Origin of the sequence: Corynebacterium sp. LK31, assembly GCF_014335015.1 — a bacterium.
Classification (GTDB): domain Bacteria; phylum Actinomycetota; class Actinomycetes; order Mycobacteriales; family Mycobacteriaceae; genus Corynebacterium; species Corynebacterium jeikeium_D.
This window is the reverse complement of the sequence record NZ_PDGW01000011.1, coordinates 154,337-170,206: the sequence shown is the minus strand read 5'-3', so window position 1 is coordinate 170,206 and position 15,870 is coordinate 154,337. Positions and strand designations below refer to the sequence as shown.

At 55.9% G+C, this 15,870-nt stretch carries 11 protein-coding genes and 1 tRNA gene; 5 read left to right on the top strand and 7 right to left on the bottom strand.

Going from position 1 to position 15,870, the window contains the following annotated elements; translation table 11 throughout:
- Positions 1-2 precede the first annotated feature (2 nt).
- Positions 3-4,760 carry a DEAD/DEAH box helicase gene (locus tag CRD18_RS03030; RefSeq protein ID WP_187406505.1) on the top strand — a complete coding sequence of 1,586 codons (4,758 nt, stop codon included), beginning with the start codon at positions 3-5 and terminating at the stop codon, positions 4,758-4,760.
- 38 nt (positions 4,761-4,798) lie between these two features.
- Here the strand turns inward: CRD18_RS03030 and leuD are convergent, their stop codons facing one another.
- Positions 4,799-5,389 (bottom strand): 3-isopropylmalate dehydratase small subunit, encoded by a 591-nt coding sequence (leuD, locus tag CRD18_RS03025; RefSeq protein WP_069358792.1) that lies wholly within the window; start codon positions 5,387-5,389, stop codon positions 4,799-4,801.
- Between the two features lie 62 nt (positions 5,390-5,451).
- On the bottom strand, positions 5,452-6,879 hold the full coding sequence (leuC, locus tag CRD18_RS03020; RefSeq protein ID WP_048735438.1) for a 3-isopropylmalate dehydratase large subunit: 1,428 nt from the start codon (positions 6,877-6,879) through the stop codon (positions 5,452-5,454).
- A 65-nt stretch (positions 6,880-6,944) separates the two neighbouring features.
- Here leuC and CRD18_RS03015 point away from each other — a divergent pair, with 65 nt between their 5' ends.
- On the top strand, positions 6,945-7,670 hold the full coding sequence (locus CRD18_RS03015; RefSeq protein WP_187406504.1) for an IclR family transcriptional regulator: 726 nt from the start codon (positions 6,945-6,947) through the stop codon (positions 7,668-7,670).
- Complete coding sequence (locus tag CRD18_RS03010; RefSeq protein ID WP_049189543.1) at positions 7,670-8,860, top strand: MFS transporter; 1,191 nt, start codon at positions 7,670-7,672, stop codon at positions 8,858-8,860. Before CRD18_RS03015 ends, CRD18_RS03010 begins: the two co-directional genes overlap by 1 nt.
- Here the strand turns inward: CRD18_RS03010 and CRD18_RS03005 are convergent, their stop codons facing one another.
- The gene (locus CRD18_RS03005) at positions 8,861-9,784 is read right to left on the bottom strand and encodes a TDT family transporter (RefSeq protein ID WP_224433164.1); all 924 of its coding nucleotides are present in this window, start codon (positions 9,782-9,784) and stop codon (positions 8,861-8,863) included.
- A gap of 69 nt (positions 9,785-9,853) precedes the next feature.
- On the opposite strand from CRD18_RS03005, the gene CRD18_RS03000 reads away from it, so the two are divergent.
- The gene (locus tag CRD18_RS03000; RefSeq protein ID WP_070546711.1) at positions 9,854-10,756 is read left to right on the top strand and encodes a LysR family transcriptional regulator; all 903 of its coding nucleotides are present in this window, start codon (positions 9,854-9,856) and stop codon (positions 10,754-10,756) included.
- Positions 10,740-11,165 (top strand): carboxymuconolactone decarboxylase family protein, encoded by a 426-nt coding sequence (locus CRD18_RS02995; RefSeq protein ID WP_070546713.1) that lies wholly within the window; start codon positions 10,740-10,742, stop codon positions 11,163-11,165. The genes CRD18_RS03000 and CRD18_RS02995 overlap by 17 nt, the downstream gene beginning before the upstream one ends.
- Here CRD18_RS02995 and CRD18_RS02990 read toward each other — a convergent pair.
- The 4 genes from CRD18_RS02990 to CRD18_RS02975 all read right to left on the bottom strand — a co-directional run bounded on the left by CRD18_RS02990 (position 11,072) and on the right by CRD18_RS02975 (position 15,794).
- The gene (locus CRD18_RS02990; RefSeq protein WP_224784311.1) at positions 11,072-12,190 is read right to left on the bottom strand and encodes an acyltransferase; all 1,119 of its coding nucleotides are present in this window, start codon (positions 12,188-12,190) and stop codon (positions 11,072-11,074) included. The two genes, CRD18_RS02995 and CRD18_RS02990, sit on opposite strands and share 94 nt — an antisense overlap.
- A 404-nt stretch (positions 12,191-12,594) precedes the next feature.
- Positions 12,595-12,927, bottom strand: coding sequence for a hypothetical protein (locus CRD18_RS02985; protein ID WP_126107984.1), 333 nt, complete (start codon positions 12,925-12,927; stop codon positions 12,595-12,597).
- Between the two features lie 1,164 nt (positions 12,928-14,091).
- Positions 14,092-15,528: a hypothetical protein gene (locus CRD18_RS02980; protein ID WP_187406503.1), complete on the bottom strand. Its 1,437-nt coding sequence runs from the start codon at positions 15,526-15,528 to the stop codon at positions 14,092-14,094.
- A 193-nt stretch (positions 15,529-15,721) separates the two neighbouring features.
- Positions 15,722-15,794 (bottom strand) — tRNA-Glu (locus CRD18_RS02975).
- Positions 15,795-15,870 lie beyond the last annotated feature (76 nt).

The following is a 15,870-nucleotide window of genomic DNA, read 5'->3' as shown; positions in this document are numbered from 1 at the left end:
AAGTGACAACATCAGATTTCGAGAGTCTGCTTGACGAACTCTCTGGCTCAGCATCCTCTACTCCCATCATTGAAGAATCAGTTACAGATTCGGCCAACCTAAAAGCAGTTGCCAAACGCAACATCGACCCGATCGCTGCGGCAAAGCTAATCGACCACGACTACCGTCGATTTTTGAAGACCCTCCTGCGCCCAAAAAGTGCACCAATCCGCGACGCCTTGCATCTGGCAGTTGACGAGAGCCCGTCGCTTTCAAAGGGGCCTCTAATCGAGCTGACCCCGCCCTACGCTTCCGGTCGTACAATTGCGGATTTGGTTAGCTCAGGGGTGCTATCTCCTGGAATGGCCAACTTGGGTAAAGCCCTACCTGCGTCCCGTCCGCTGTATCAGCACCAGGAAACAGCAATTGAAAAGATTCGCGACGGAAGAAATCTGATTGTCTCCACCGGTACTGGCTCCGGTAAGACCGAGAGCTTTCTCATTCCAATCCTCGATTCCCTGCTGCGCGAACGTGATACAGGCACACTTCGACCTGGCGTCCGAGCATTACTTCTCTACCCGATGAACGCGCTAGCAAATGACCAAGTCAAACGACTGCGCGAGCTTCTGGCAGAGACCCCGGAGATTACTTTTGGACGCTATACCGGTGAAACTCCTCAAACTGAGAAGGCTGCGCGGAATCTATTCAAGGACACCAACCGCGATCAGCCGTTGCTGTCGAATGAACTCATCAGCCGCGACCAGATGCAGAAGACCCCTCCGCATATCTTGCTCACGAATTACGCGATGCTTGAATACCTTCTGCTGCGCCCGACGGATAGTGCATTCTTCGACGGAGTGCACGCAGATTCCTGGTCGTTCATAGTCCTGGATGAAGCTCACGTTTATGCCGGTGCTCAGGGAACTGAAATCGGCATGCTTCTGCGCCGATTGAAAGATCGAGTTTCGACCCCGACACGATCAATCCAGTGCATTGCCACATCCGCTTCGTTGCAGGGCGAAAAGTCCGAAGTAATGAAGTTCGGATCTTCTCTTTTCGACGCACCGTTTGAGTTCGTCGAAAACGACCCGAACCGGCAGGATTTGGTAACTGCAACTCGCAGAGAACTGCCCGCTAACGAGAGTTGGGCACTCGAAGATTCTCTCTTCCACTCAGAGAACCCGAACTCTGACCTTGCAGAGACGCTACGAGTTCAGGCTAGCAACCTTGGCATCACAGAGTTCGAGGCACTCAATACAGAGGCTCACATTGTCGGCATGCGTAAGTTCTGTGCTGACGGGTCAAAAGATGTAGCTGCACTGGCACATCACCTTTGGCCAGATGCAAAGACCGAGATAGCACAGGAACGAGTGCACAAACTGGTGACGCTTGGTGCTACGACCATCGATGAGAGCGGCGTACCTGCCGTCAGCGCTCGCTACCACATGTTCGTGCGTGCTTCTGAAGGCGCATTTCTCAGTCTCCGGGAGGACGACTCTCCAATAATTTCGCTGAGCCGAAAGAAATCAATGGGATTCCGACCTGTGTATGAGATGGCCACTTGTAAGACATGTGGTGGAGTCCATCTTTTGGGCACAGTTATCGGCGATACTTTTCTCTCCGAGAGCTTCGAAAAGACAGACCGGGGATTCCACTGGGCTCTGCTTAACCCACAGAGTGAGACAGTCTCGTATAACGAAGATGATTCTGTCGAAGAAGGCACGGATATTACTGAAACGCAGGTTCAGGCCACGAATTATCTTTGCTTTGGATGCGGGAAAATCTACCATGATGAGCTTTCCAGCTGTGCCAATGTGGATTGCAGTTCTCACACCATCCGCCCAGTAAAGTTCTACTCAACCACCCAGTCGACAAAAGACCTAGACTGCTGTCTTGACTGTGGTTCTAGCCGGAACAATCAAGTATCTAGGTTGTTGACGGACGCAGACCTCGCCCCGGCCACACTTGCTAGCTCACTTTTTCAGCTTCAGCCAGCAGCACCCGGAAAAGAATCCGCTGTCGGACAGGGACGAAAGCTTTTAACCTTTTCCGATTCCCGCCAGGCTGCCGCCTTCGCAGCACCTTATCTGGAGCGATTGTTCAATAAAAATGTTGAACGTCGCATTCTGCTCAATGCTTTGGCTGAACAGACTAGCGAAGGTCCCATCACTCTTTTGCAATGGGTTAAAGCGACCAGCATGCTCTCACGAGACAAGAAGCTCCACCACAATGGCCAAAACACGGATGCCAGCTACTGGGTCTTCGGAGAGGCTACTAGTATCGAGCGAAACTTGTCGCTTGAGGGACTTGCACTAACCGCCTACAGCATCGACAAGGAAAAAATAGATGCGGTTATAGAACGCTATAGTGCGCTGCGCCAAATCTTCCGCGCTAGCAATGATTGTCATGCATTCATCAATCTGCTTTTAGGCGAACTGCGCCTACGGGGTGCTCTTGAACTTGTCGGGTGCTCAGAGTTCAGTGATGAACATTTCTTGCCGAGGAAGGGCGGTTGGGCATGCCGCTACGATTCGGGAGGCGACAATAAGAAGCAGATTTATTCATGGTTCCCTGCGGACGGCAAGGATAACTATCGGCTGGCTTTCACCAAGAAAGCTCTCAAGAACAGTAATCTCGCAACTCGTCTCACCGATGAATCACAGTTGACGAAAGTCGCGACCGTGGTGCTTTCAAATCTGTGGGACAGTCTGATTGCAGAAAATATTCTTGTTCCACTGCCATACTCAGAGGAGAACCAGGCACGAGGAATCTCTGCCTCCTCCGTCGTAGTTCAGGATGGCAACTATACCGACTGGTATCAGTGTTCAAAATGCGGCTCTGTTACCTGCCACAATTGTGCAGATCTTTGCCCGAGCCGTTCTTGCGACGGAAATTTGAGTCCGTTAGACACCAATTCCAGTGAATTCCAAAATCATTACTTCCGTTGGCTTGCACGGAATATGTCAATTCAATTGCTGAGAGCTAGTGAACATACGGCTCAGTGGCAGCCCAAGAAGGCTGCTGAGATTCAAAATGATTTTATCGAAGGAAAGATTAATGTTCTTTCCTGTTCTACAACCTTTGAACTAGGTGTAGACGTCGGTGAGCTGCAGTCGGTCATGATGCGCAATATGCCGCCCCGGACCTCCAACTACGTTCAGCGTGCGGGGCGTGCAGGCCGACGTGCTGGCTCAGCAGCTTTTGTGTTGACCTATGCTCGGCGAGCTGCCCATGATATGTCGATTTATCAGCAACCTGAGCAAATGATTGATGGCATCATGCGAACCCCATACATCAGCATTGACAACGTTCGCATTGCCACTCGTCACTGTTACTCCGTACTTTTCGCTGCTTTTCTACGCATGTATGCTAGCCAATGGCCACAATGGCGCACGGTCAAGGGGCTCTTCCTCTCAGAGAACCCTGCCGCTGAAACTTTTTACAAACTCATGACCGATTTCCTCGCCGACGGAGTACCGGCAAAGGTTCAGGCTGCACTCGAAAGAATCGTTCCTCCCTCGCTGAAGGATGAGATTGGAATTTCGGACGGTGGCTGGACCACCGAATACCTCGAATTAATTGAGGCCGTCGCGGAAGCACTTCGGCAGGAATGGGACGATCTAAAGGCGATTCGTCTCGACGCTTTTAAACAGCGTAAAAGCCCGAACAGGTATGACTTCACAATAAATACCCTGGAAAATCAAGAGACACTCGCTTTCATGGCGTCTCGGAACTTGCTGCCAAAATATGGGTTCCCGGTCGACAGCGTAGAACTCGATACGTTTCATTCTGGTATCGATGGCCACACAATTAATTTGAGCAGGGATTTGTCGCTCGCAATTGGTGATTATGCGCCTGGCGCTCAAGTGGTTGCGGGTGGTCGACTGTGGACCTCAGCTGGAGTCAGGATACTTCCGGGACGTGGACTACCTCGAGGCTACCTACATGTATGCCTGGACTGCAACGAAGTCAACTATCAGGCGCACCGACCTTTTGAAGCAGGTGCAACATGCCCCGGTTGCGATTCCGCGTATTCAAGGAAGCAGGTGGAGATCCTGCAACCGATTTTTGGTTTCCTTGCTTCACGAGAAACCAATTCGGTAAGTACGAGTGCACCAAAGAACTATTGGTCTCGGGAATCGTATGTGCTTGACACCAACATGGATGTTGTGGACTCGTTCGAATACGAGACCTCATGCTCGGCCCCTCTGATGGTGTCTGCTCGCAAGCGAGCTCAGATTCTTGTGATTAACAAGAACAATGAGCAGCGGTTCTTTATTTGTGAATCTTGTGGCGCCGAAATAAAGAGCCGTCGCGGAAAACATAAGAACCCTCGGACTAACCGGGAATGCTTTGGAACCGCTGATCCTGTTGCTTTAGGGCATCTGTATCAAACGGACATCGCCACCATCGAATGCAGTCAGCTTCAGGACTATGAAATGGCGCACCTGAACTCGGCAATGTACGCACTACTGGAATCCGCTTCAGTAACGCTTGAGCTGAATCGCGATGACATCGATGCCACGGTCTCGTGGTCGAGGGGCGAGCCACATTTCGTTCTCTTCGATGCCGTGCCAGGAGGTGCAGGCATCACGAAGGAAATTGTGGCTTACTTCCCGGATGTCCTCGACAACGCAATCGAGCGTGTCACCGATTGTGAATGTGATGCTGATACTTCTTGCTACGCATGTCTGCGTTCCTACAGTAATCAGCGCTTCCATGATCAGTTGCGCCGCGACTATGCCCTAGAGGTGCTACGGGATCTGGCAATGACCTCGTAGCACTCAGCGGTGACCGACTGCTACAACCTTGGACTGACCTACAGCGTCTTCGGCTTGTGGGCCGGACGACTCTTCTCGTAGGCCACAATGTCCGCTTCGTTGCGCAGGGTCAGGGAGACGTCGTCAAGCCCTTCCATCAGACGCCAGCGGGTGTAGTCGTCGACCTCGAACGGGAAGACCTGCTCACCTGCCTCGACGGTGCGGGTCTCCAGGTTGACGGTGAGCTCCATGCCAGGGTTAGCCTCCAGCAGCTTCCACAGCAGCTCGACATCGGACTGCTGCATCTGTGCGGCGAGCAGCCCCGCCTTGCCGGCATTGCCACGGAAGATATCGGCGAAGCGGGAGGAGATGACGACGCGGAAACCGTAGTCCATCAGGGCCCACACGGCGTGCTCGCGGGAAGAACCGGTACCGAAGTCCGGCCCTGCTACGAGGACGGAGCCCTTTGCGTATTCCGGACGGTTGAGCACGAAGTCGGATTCGTTATTGCGCCAGTTGCTGAACAGGCCATCCTCGAATCCGGTGCGGGTGACGCGCTTTAGGTAGACGGCCGGGATGATCTGGTCAGTGTCGACGTTGGATCGCTGCAGGGGAACGCCGACGCCGGTGTGAGTATCAAACTTTTCCATGGTGAAAGATCCTTAGAAGTTCTGCTTGGGTCTGTCGTACAAAGATCGGCAGTGAGAGTCAGTTAGAGATCAGCCGGTGCTGCGAAGTGACCGGCGACGGCGGTAGCTGCGGCGACGGCAGGGCTAACCAGGTGGGTACGACCACCCTTGCCCTGACGGCCCTCGAAGTTGCGGTTGGAGGTCGAAGCGCAACGCTGGCCCGGGGTCAGCTGATCCGGGTTCATGCCCAGGCACATGGAGCAGCCCGGCATGCGCCATTCAGCGCCTGCCTCTTCGAAGATCTTGCCCAGCCCCTCTTCTTCAGCCTGTGCGCGGACCTTTGCGGAGCCCGGCACGATGAGCATCTGGACGCCGTCGGCAACCTTGCGGTCCTTCAGCACGTCGGCGACGGCGCGCATGTCCTCGATGCGGCCGTTGGTGCAGGAACCGACGAAGACCACGTCGACCTTAACGTCGCGCATCGGGGTGCCCGGCTTCAGGTCCATGTACTCCAGCGCGCGCTCGGCGGCGATGCGGTCGGAGTCCTCAGCGATGAACTCCGGGTCCGGCACGGTCTCACCCAGCGGCACGCCCTGGCCAGGGTTGGTACCCCAGGTAACGAATGGAGTGAGCGCGGAACCGTCAATTTCGACGACCTTGTCAAAATGCGCGTCCTCGTCAGTAACCAGGGACTTCCAGTATTCGACTGCCTCGTCCCACTGCTCGCCCTGCGGCGCGTGCGGGCGGCCCTTCAGGTATTCGAAGGTGGTCTCGTCCGGAGCAATCATGCCGGCGCGGGCACCGGCTTCGATGGACATGTTGCAGATGGTCATGCGGGCTTCCATCGACAGCTTCTCGATGGCCTCGCCGCGGTACTCAATAACGTGGCCCTGGCCGCCACCGGTGCCAATCTTGGCGATAATCGCCAGAATCAGGTCCTTGGCGGTAACACCATCCTGCAGTTCGCCGGTGACATTGACCGCCATGGTCTTGAAAGGCTTCAGCGGCAGAGTCTGGGTAGCCAGAACGTGCTCAACCTCCGAGGTACCGATACCGAAGGCCATGGCGCCGAAAGCACCATGGGTTGCGGTATGTGAGTCACCACAGACGACGGTGGTGCCCGGCTGAGTCAGGCCCAGCTGTGGGCCGACGACGTGCACGATACCCTGCTCGCGGTCGCCCATCGGATGCAGGCGGATACCGAACTCCTCGGCGTTCTTGCGCAGTGTGGCAATCTGGGTACGTGAGGTCGGTTCCTCAATCAGATTGATTTTGCCGCCGGCGACAGTGGTCGGAACGTTGTGGTCCTCGGTTGCGATGGTCAAATCCGGGCGGCGTACCTTGCGCCCTGCCAGACGGAGGCCATCAAAAGCCTGCGGCGAGGTAACCTCGTGGACGAGGTGCAGATCGATATAAATCAGATCTGGTTCGCCGTTGTCGCCTTGCTTGACTACGTGGTCATGCCAGACTTTCTCGGCCAGAGTCTTCGGGCTGGTGTCCGTGGTGCGCATAGTGGGTGAGCCGCCTTCCGGATATATCTCTTTTATCTCAAGGAATGAGATGTTAATATCATGGCATGGGACAGATTAGCACATCCGAGACGCCAGCTCTAAGTGGTATTAAAGTTCTCGACCGTTCGGTACTCATTCTCAAGTCTGTTGCAGAAACTCCACGCACCCTCGCCGAGCTCTGCGACGACACCGGCCTGCCCCGCGCCACCGCCCATCGGCTGGCCACGGCGTTGGAAGTGCACCGCCTTGTCACCCGCACTCCAGACGGCCGCTGGACGACGGGTCCCGGACTCACCGAGATCACGCCCGTCACAACTGACCTGCTTGCCGACGCCGCAGCGCACATCCTGCCGAAGCTGGTAGAGGTCACCGGAGAGTCCGTGCAGCTCTACCGTCTCACCGGCGACACCCGCACCTGCATTGCCTCCATGGAGCCCGCCACCGGACTGCGCAACACCGTGCCAGTTGGCTCTCACATGCCGCTAACCGCCGGCTCCGCCGCACGTGTTCTCCTGGCCTTTGGCCCGGCCAACCTCGCTGAGCGAATGCTTCCCGACGCCGACTTCAACCAACAGGACCTCGACGACTGCCGACGTCTCGGCTGGTCCGAGTCCATGGGTGAGCGCGACCCCGCGCTTGCCTCCGTCTCCGCCCCGGTTTTCGACAGCAACCAGCGCATGATTGCAGTCCTATCCGTCTCCGGCCCCGTGGAGCGCATGACTCCGTCGCCCTACGAATGCTGGGGCGCAAAGGTTCTCGGCGCCGCTGAAGAGATGAGCTCCCGACTGTAATGCCCGCTTACCGTCACCTTGTCCTTCTTCTGTCCATGTTCGCGGCGGTCGGTTCGTCCGTCGTTCACATGGGTGTGCCTTTTCTCATCCCATCCCTACAGGAAAACGGCTTAAGCCTCTCCGCCGCCGGCCTCGTCGCAGCAATGCCGGCGGCCGGTATTGTCTTCACGCTCATCGCCTGGGGCTGGTTTGTCGACCGCTATGGCGAACGCGCAGCTCTGTTCGCCGGCCTGACCTCTACTGCCTTAACGACGGGGCTTGCGGCGCTAGCTTCGTCGTCAAGCCCGGCTCTGCTCGGGGCCACGCTCTTTCTCGCCGGGTGTGCGGCGGCGAGCGTGAATTCGGCATCCGGCCGCGTGGTGTCGGGCTGGTACCCACCGCATCAGCGCGGCACTGCGATGGGCATTCGCCAAATGGCTCAGCCCCTCGGCGCTGCACTATCAGCGGTAACCCTGCACCCTCTCGCGCAGAATTACAGCATCGGAGTCGCACTCGCGATGCCCGCAATCCTGTGCGCCGTGCTGGCGTTGCTTGTACTGATAGGCGTGAAGAATCCCCCTCGCCCTGATGCCTCGAACCCCACCGTCACGGCCAGCCCCTACCGGGACGGCAAGTACCTCGTGCGCATCCACATCGCCTCGGCGCTGCTGTCCTGGCCGCAGTCGATGATGGGTGCCTACATTCTGGTGTGGTTGCTGTCTGTGGGGTACTCCGATGGCACGGCGGGCACAATTGTGATGGTCTCGCAGCTGCTCGGTGCCGGATCGCGAGCACTGATGGGTGTGGTCTCTGACCGAGTGCGATCTCGCATCCGCCCCTACCGCTGGGTCTCGGGTGCGACCTTTGTTTTGGCTGTCGCAATGATGATTGCCAGCTGGGCTGATTGGCGCACGCTTGGAACTTTGCTGGTCTGCGCACTGGCCGTTGCTGTGGTCAGCCCGAATGGACTCGCCTTCACCGCAGTTGCTGAATACGCAGGCCCCTTCTGGTCCGGACGCGCTATGGGTACGCAGAACACGTTCCAGAACATTATCTACGCTGCAACGCCTCCGGTTTCGGGTGCGATTGTGGCCGCTGCGGGCTTCCCCGCGCTGTTTGCCGTCACGGCTCTGTTCCCCGCCGCCGCGCTGGGTATTGCGCCACGAGAAGACCAGAACCGCAACGGGCGGGTGCGGGTCGAGCTTGACTAGCTAGCTCCGCGCCCACCAAACAAATCGAGCCACGCACGCGCACCAGTGCACAGCCAGCAAACACAGCAGCCCAGCGCTGGCCACGTATAGCCACTGCACGCCGGTAATGTCACCCAGGCTGTGCGTACCAAGACTCAGAGTGCCCACGGGGAAGGTTGCACCCCACCAACCAGGGCTGTATCCGGCCCAACTGATTACGGCGCGGGTGAATCGTCGTAAAGCGATGGCGGCGAGGAAGACACCGACAATGAGCACAGCGGTGCCGTAAGCGACAGCGGAGGTTCGGTTGAAAAGCAGCTGCGCAGCGGCCGTGGACTGACCGACCAGCCCGAGCGGAATCCAGGCAGTACCGGCGATGGAATCGGGGATGCGCATGGCGCCAGAGAACAGCGCGACGTAGCAGCGTACGAAAACCGGCAGAACCGTAATCAGCGCCATCCAAAAGAGTATTTGTGCGCAGACGTGATAGAACGTGCCGTAGTCAACGCTCAGCTGTGCGCCACTTGTCGCCGCCACCATCGGGGCGACTAGCGCGAGGCCCCACTGAAAAGTTGGTTCGCCTTCGAATCCTCGCAGTTGGCGAAGGCTGACGTAGATTGCCAGCGGCGCACCGATCCACCAGGACATCAGCTGCCACGATGAGTTACTAGCTAGCGCAGTCGCAGCACTACCGAGAGCCATGATGCCCATCGAGAGCATGCCCCACGGCGCCATCAGCTTCGAGTGGAAAGGCGGGTTTCGAAGGCGCAGCCAGCCGACCACCATAAAGCCGAGAATGCCCACCGCCATGACTAGAAGAAGCTCCGGAATCACCGGCACCTCATGGATGTGCGCAAGTGTGGCGAAGATGGACGTACCCATCAGAGATCCTGCCCACGCGGGCCCGGCGGGTGCCAGCACATCACGGCGAGAAGAGTTGGTCATGCTCATACCGTATTTGTTCTTGCCACAGCTACAGCTATCACCAAACTCTGTGAGGGGTACCATAAATGCATGTACCCCTCCGCTGTGGCCGAACTCGAAGCACTTCTCACCGCCGCCCGTGCAGGCTCGATCTCCAAGGCCGCGCGTGAGCTAGGCATCAATCAGCAGACCATGTCCGCACGCATCGCGCGGGCGGAAAAAGCGCTGGGAATCACCGTCTTCGAACGCTCCCCCTACGGCGTATCTCCCACGGAAAACGGGCAAGTGCTTATCGACGCACTCCCAGACCTCCTCGCCGCCTGCCACAGGTTTTCGGGCATTGCCGCCAGCTTGCGTTCCGACGATGTTCCCCGCCACCTCACCCTTGCGGTGTCCAATACTGTCGCTGAGCTCTACTACCCCGGCTGGGCCGCCGAGTTCCACCGGCAACATCCCGCAGTCAAACTGTCAATGGTGCAGGCAAACTCCCGTGAGGTGCGGCAACTAGTGGCCAACAGTGCGGTGGACTTCGGCCTGGTAGAGGGCGAGGCTGGTCGACACGACCTCGAAGAGCGGATCATCGGCACCGATGAGCTGGTCCTCGCTGTGCCGACGGGGCATCCGTGGACTGAGCGGGCCGAGATATTCATCGAGGAACTGCGCACTACCCCGCTGGTTATTCGCGAACCCGGTTCCGGCAGTAGAAAGGTCGTGGAAGATACACTGGGGAATCTCGCCGAACCCGCGGGAGAATTTGGTTCCCTTTCGGCACAGCGTGCTGGCATGATTGCGCTGGCAGCGCCAACAATCATCGCCCGCGGCGCAATTCGCGATCAGGTAACGCTCGGGCGCATCGTCATCGTCCCCACCCGCACCCGTTTTACTCGCAATCTCAGCGTAGTTATGCGTCGCGGCAGTGAAGCTAGTGGGGACATTTCGGAATTTATCCGCATTGCAAGTCCTATACTTAGCAAGCATGAGCAATCCCAATGATGAACTCTTTTCCTCTGACCGCTATGATGCCGGCATCCAAATTCGCCGCGAGGTGATGGGCGACGAATTCGTCGATGCCGCCCTCTCTCGCAACGCCGGCTCCGACGGAGAGACCCTGCAGAAGCACATCACCGCCACCGTCTGGGGCTCCGTCTGGAGCCGTGAAGGACTGGCCAAGCGTGATCGCTCCCTGCTCAACATTGGAATGCTCGTCGCTCTGCGCGCCACCGAAGAATTGCGCGGCCACATCAAGGGTGCCCTCGCCAACGGCCTGACCCGCACCGAGATCACCGAAGCCATCGTCCACGCTTCCGGCTACTGCGGCGCACCGGCCGCACTGTCCGCGATGAAGGTCGCGCAGGAAGTGCTCGTTGCTGAGCTCGGACCGCTTGACGACGACGATCGGTAGGTAGCCCACGGGCTCGCAGGCCCCGGTCGCCGCGTAAGCACATCAGTGATGCGGCGCAGCAGCCACGACAGCGGCAGGGCAAAGGCAGCGGTGACGATTGCCACTGCCAACATCGAGCCTTGGAAGGTCTGATAGCCCATCAACGTCATCACCCAGTCCATGACCAGCACGTGGACGAGGAAGAACTCGTATGAGACCTCTCCCAACCAAATCATGGCTGGATGACGAAGCCACCTGACCTCCGTACCCAGCGCAATCGGGGCCACGAATGCACCAGCGGACAGGCCATACAGCGTGGTCTTCCACAACGCCTGGTCGACATCATCCGGCACCAAGGTTGCTGGCCCCACGTGGGTGGTTGTGGATAGGAAAAACAGGACTAGCGCTATCAGCCAGCTGGCCGCCAAATTGACGCGCCAGCCAACTTTTCGCCCGTAGGCCAGCAGCATACCGATGGCGAACCAGTCGAAATACGCCATCGGCCACAGCCGTGCCACTACCGGCAGCAGCTCTTCTTGATGCGACAGCACAGTCCAGACCGGGCCAATGAGACCAAAACCAATAATGATGGCCAACGTTGGGCCAGGTCGCAGGCGCCCCTTAGTAATCGTCCAGATGCCAAGTCCCACCAGTGGCAACACCAGGTAGAAGCCGACTTCCACCACCATCGACCACATCTGCGGCAAGCCCGGGTGGATCCAGCCGAATTGGAGCGTCTGAGTAAAAGACATCGACCGCAGCCAGCCCTGCAAACCCCCACCCGATGGTGGCGGGTCATCTGCGGCATGAATGAGGAATGCCGCAGTAACCACAATCCAGTAGGCCGGCAGAACTCTCTTCGCGCGACTGGTGAAGTACTTCCGCAAGTCCGGTCGATTCGCAGGGACGTCGTCAGGCGAACCGAGCCAACGCCCTGTGAGCAGAAACGCACTGAGCACGAAGAAGATGGTGACGCCAATTTCGAATCGACCGTTGAGACGCCCCCCACCAATCGTCCGTGTAATGTCCAGTCCAGAACGCGGCATGCGTAAGCAGGACACCGAACGCACCGATGGCTCGAATGCTGGTCAGCTCCGGAACGTAGGAGGACTTGGCCGAATTCATGCCAATATTTTATGACTGCAAACTACTTGGCGTGCTCGTTTTGGCACAAGCCCGGTCTACAAAATCTTGCTACCTCAGTACACACCCCGGAAACTGTTCTGTGACCAGCGAGGTTCAAATATTGATGCGGAAGGTCTGGTTCCCCTACCGTGCTCAGCAATCCTATCCAGCTAGCGGGGGCATTGTCCCAATCGCGAGTTGGAAATAAAAGTCGAAGTGCTTCTGCTTCTCGTAGAAGCGGAGGAAACACTCATGCTGAAAGCGGGTTACTTTTTGGGTATCCGTATGTCTATATACGGTAACGGGAATTGGGTTCTTGCCGTTTTTAAGACAGATCTAGACGATCATCATGTGAAGAAAGATTATGGTTTTTCCCATATTTTCTCTCGATAAGAACCATCGCTTCGAGAATTTTTACGATAACTCTATTAGTCGAGATGGAAGCGCATTTTTCTTCAGCTCGTCTTAGCTCTGGAAGGGTAGACTTTATCCATACTTTTGCTGCTGGAGCATTGTCTATCTCTTCTTCACGGAGAACTGACTCCAGGATGTCAATGACATCGTGGAGCGACAAGTCCGTTTCAGGAGGAAATTTTGCCATTGCATCTCTCCAGAGTTCGTGTTTCTTTAATGGTGAACCTAGTTGAGGGAAAAGCATGAAGAGAATAGCAGTTGCATCTATCGCTTCCTTTTTTCGCTGTGTTTTGGCCTAAGCGGAGTTGCTGCGGCATCGCCTTCTGCCGAAACAGCAAATGGCATGGCTGCCACTACTCTAGCCGGGAATGACCTATACGGAAGAGTAATCAGTGTGCACTTATCAGCGAACGACTGTGAGACGGCTAAGTTTCGGTACTGGCTTGTAACCGATGCATTTGGCTCAGTTACGTGCATCCCAGACCCTAATAACGATGGAGATTGGTTACTCATCACTACGTAAGCACGTTATACGCGTTATACGCGAGATTCTTCACTCGCGTATCTATGAACTGTGCCAACGAAGTACCCAGTTTCCTGTGCTATCGCTCGGATGGTTAGGCTCCTGGCACGTAGCTCGCGTACGCGTTGGCGTTTTTCAACTGCTCGAGCGAGATAGCTCGCTCTTGGCTCGCTTGTACAATTAGAAATTGCACGGGTAAATACTCCGGTTTTTCAGCAAGTTCCCGAACTGACCACCCCTTTCGTGGATAACCCGGATATCTATTTCTTGGATCCCTACTCATGGCCAGCCTCAATCCATTTGTCGGTTTCAGCTCTTCTTCCTTGACGTTTGCTACGAGATTCTCTCCCTCGTGCGCTTTGGATGGTGCTAAAGGTTTCTTCGTAGATTGCTGAGCCGTCTGCTCACATGCGTGAGCGGTTGACGATCCATCAGTGGATAGATCGGGCAATCTGGTCGACTTCGCGTGTGGAAAGTGGTCCGCTGAAGAGTTCTGGTTCATGGATTGCGCTGCGGTTTGGATAGCGAGACCAAGCCCATCGGGGTCGCCGAGGTGGTGGCGGATTTCGAGATAGGCTCAGGTGCGTGCTGATTCGAATAGTGCGCAGTTGCGGCCTAGCCCGACCAGATTTTGCAGCGGGTTTTCTTCCAGGACTTCGGTGGCATGAAGCCGGTTTCGGTCAGCCAGAAGGCTAGTTCATCAAGTGTGTAGAGTTCGACAGCGCTCAGAATATACTGCGCAAATGCGTGCACCGGCTGCAATCTCAGAGTCGAAGGTCGGACAAGAAGTACTCCTCGCTGAGCTCAGCTCATTTGAAGACAGCAATGAGTAGTGAGTCCACGGACTCGTAAGTTGACCTTCACATGCACGGTGCTACAGAAAAATCATCCGTGAAATTCACCGTCGGGGAACGCGTCAGCCCACGTGCTTTCATCCCTGCCAAGCGCATCAATAATCTTTTCAATGAGCCCGGCATGAGCCTTGATGTCGAGCGCAGGTGGATCCGGCATCGTAATACAGTCTCTCGGATTGAACGTATCGAGATACTTCTCAGCCCACGAGATCCACGGGCTGTCAGGCTCAATTCGCTTCACATATTCGAGATAGGAACACACCGCTTCAAACTTTTTTAACTCCTGAGAGCGCTGATACAACGCGTTGAAATAGAAATCCTTCGCGACAGTCTTCGCAGCGATTGGCTTAGCGAACTCATATTGCTTCGCTCGGAGCGCCCTCTCTCTGCCCGCAATCTCATAATCTGTCTTCTTCCAGAATTCTCGAATTTGATGCCACTTGAAATAGGCCTCAATGCCGTCGGCAAACGCTTCTGAGTTCTTCTTCGAATCACGAGCGGACATCCCTCGAAATTCAAGGACAAGTTGACCATTCGGGATTGTTTCCCAGAAGCGCCTCATCTTTTCGCCCTCGTGCCAACGGTTGTGATAATCGATTTCATCTTGTGTTGGCTCACGCTGCACACGGTTATATCTCTCGCGGAACTTGAGATCTTGAAGATCGAAATCAAAGCCGAGCTTAACTGCACGAAGCACTTTCTCTTTAGACCATGAGTCGTACCAAGTCTCTAGTTCTATCCGGCCACCGTTCAGTTCAATCTCTGTGAAGAGCACATGCAAAACTCGCTTAATCCGCAATTGCACATCGGAACTAAACTGCCTCTTGTAGTATCCAAACGCTTCGACAGCTTTCTTATTGTATTTCGCCACGCGTTTATCGCCACGTAAAATCTCCCTCCACCCAACCAGTTTCATTGGCTCAATAGAGATAACAGCGGCCTTGAATCGGGGCTTCTCCTGGCCATATACGTAGGTACTTCCTGCGTAGTCAAAAACGTGGCCATCTTCCAACCAAGACCTATCACGGGATAGTTTCGCCGCCGCCGGTAACCAGAAGTCGCGAATCTCACCGGCCGAGGCCACGATTGTGAAAACGTCGAGGTCTGACTCTCCAATACCATGGCGTATTCGAGCCATGTAAGGAGTTAAATCAACTTCAGGCTCGTCGGGTTTTGGCGTTGGTTTTGGTTTTCTCAATGTGGAGGGTACCGGTGGCTCCTTCGCCGCCGTGTTCTTCCGCCGCTTCTTATTGACTACAAGCGCTTCGGTACCGGCGTAAACCCTCTCACCACGTTTTGTAGCTACAGCCTTCCACTTATCACCGTGACCTGAAATCTTGACTAACTTGTGCCCCTCTAGCATGCGCGCTGTATTCTTATAAAATTCATGCGGAGGGTCACCGGCGCAACCATCCACGATCCATCCAAGAATCTTCTTCTGTCTGCTGGTTAGCTCTTTCGCAGCCATACCTCTATTGTCACCCACCCCAATAGCAGCGAAAAAGAGTTTCTTGCTGCTAACCCTGTAATTGTCATGGAATAGGGTTGAAGGACATTTGAAAAGGCAAAATCCCGATTCGCATTCAGCCGAATCGGGATCCCGTGTCGCAAATTCCGTTTTCATGAACTGTCTAGGTCAGAAAAGCGAAACTGCCACTTTGTACCCCGTACGGGATTTGAACCCGTGTTACCGCCGTGAGAGGGCGGCGTCCTAGGCCGCTAGACGAACGGGGCTTAGAACTTTTCATCCGCGCGCTGCGGACTTGTTAAACAATACACTAGACGTGGATAGTAACTGCAAATCCGCAGG

What these genes read in the sequence shown, in the direction of transcription:
- CRD18_RS02990 (WP_224784311.1), bottom strand. Translation starts at nt 12,190, where the DNA reads ATGCCGCGTTCTGGACTGGACATTACACGGACGATTGGTGGGGGGCGT.
- CRD18_RS03000 (WP_070546711.1), top strand. Translation starts at nt 9,854, where the DNA reads ATGTACCCCTCCGCTGTGGCCGAACTCGAAGCACTTCTCACCGCCGCC.
- CRD18_RS02985 (WP_126107984.1), bottom strand. Translation starts at nt 12,927, where the DNA reads ATGCTTTTCCCTCAACTAGGTTCACCATTAAAGAAACACGAACTCTGG.
- CRD18_RS03015 (WP_187406504.1), top strand. Translation starts at nt 6,945, where the DNA reads ATGGGACAGATTAGCACATCCGAGACGCCAGCTCTAAGTGGTATTAAA.
- CRD18_RS03010 (WP_049189543.1), top strand. Translation starts at nt 7,670, where the DNA reads ATGCCCGCTTACCGTCACCTTGTCCTTCTTCTGTCCATGTTCGCGGCG.
- CRD18_RS03005 (WP_224433164.1), bottom strand. Translation starts at nt 9,784, where the DNA reads ATGACCAACTCTTCTCGCCGTGATGTGCTGGCACCCGCCGGGCCCGCG.
- CRD18_RS02995 (WP_070546713.1), top strand. Translation starts at nt 10,740, where the DNA reads ATGAGCAATCCCAATGATGAACTCTTTTCCTCTGACCGCTATGATGCC.
- leuC (WP_048735438.1), bottom strand. Translation starts at nt 6,879, where the DNA reads ATGCGCACCACGGACACCAGCCCGAAGACTCTGGCCGAGAAAGTCTGG.
- CRD18_RS02980 (WP_187406503.1), bottom strand. Translation starts at nt 15,528, where the DNA reads ATGGCTGCGAAAGAGCTAACCAGCAGACAGAAGAAGATTCTTGGATGG.
- leuD (WP_069358792.1), bottom strand. Translation starts at nt 5,389, where the DNA reads ATGGAAAAGTTTGATACTCACACCGGCGTCGGCGTTCCCCTGCAGCGA.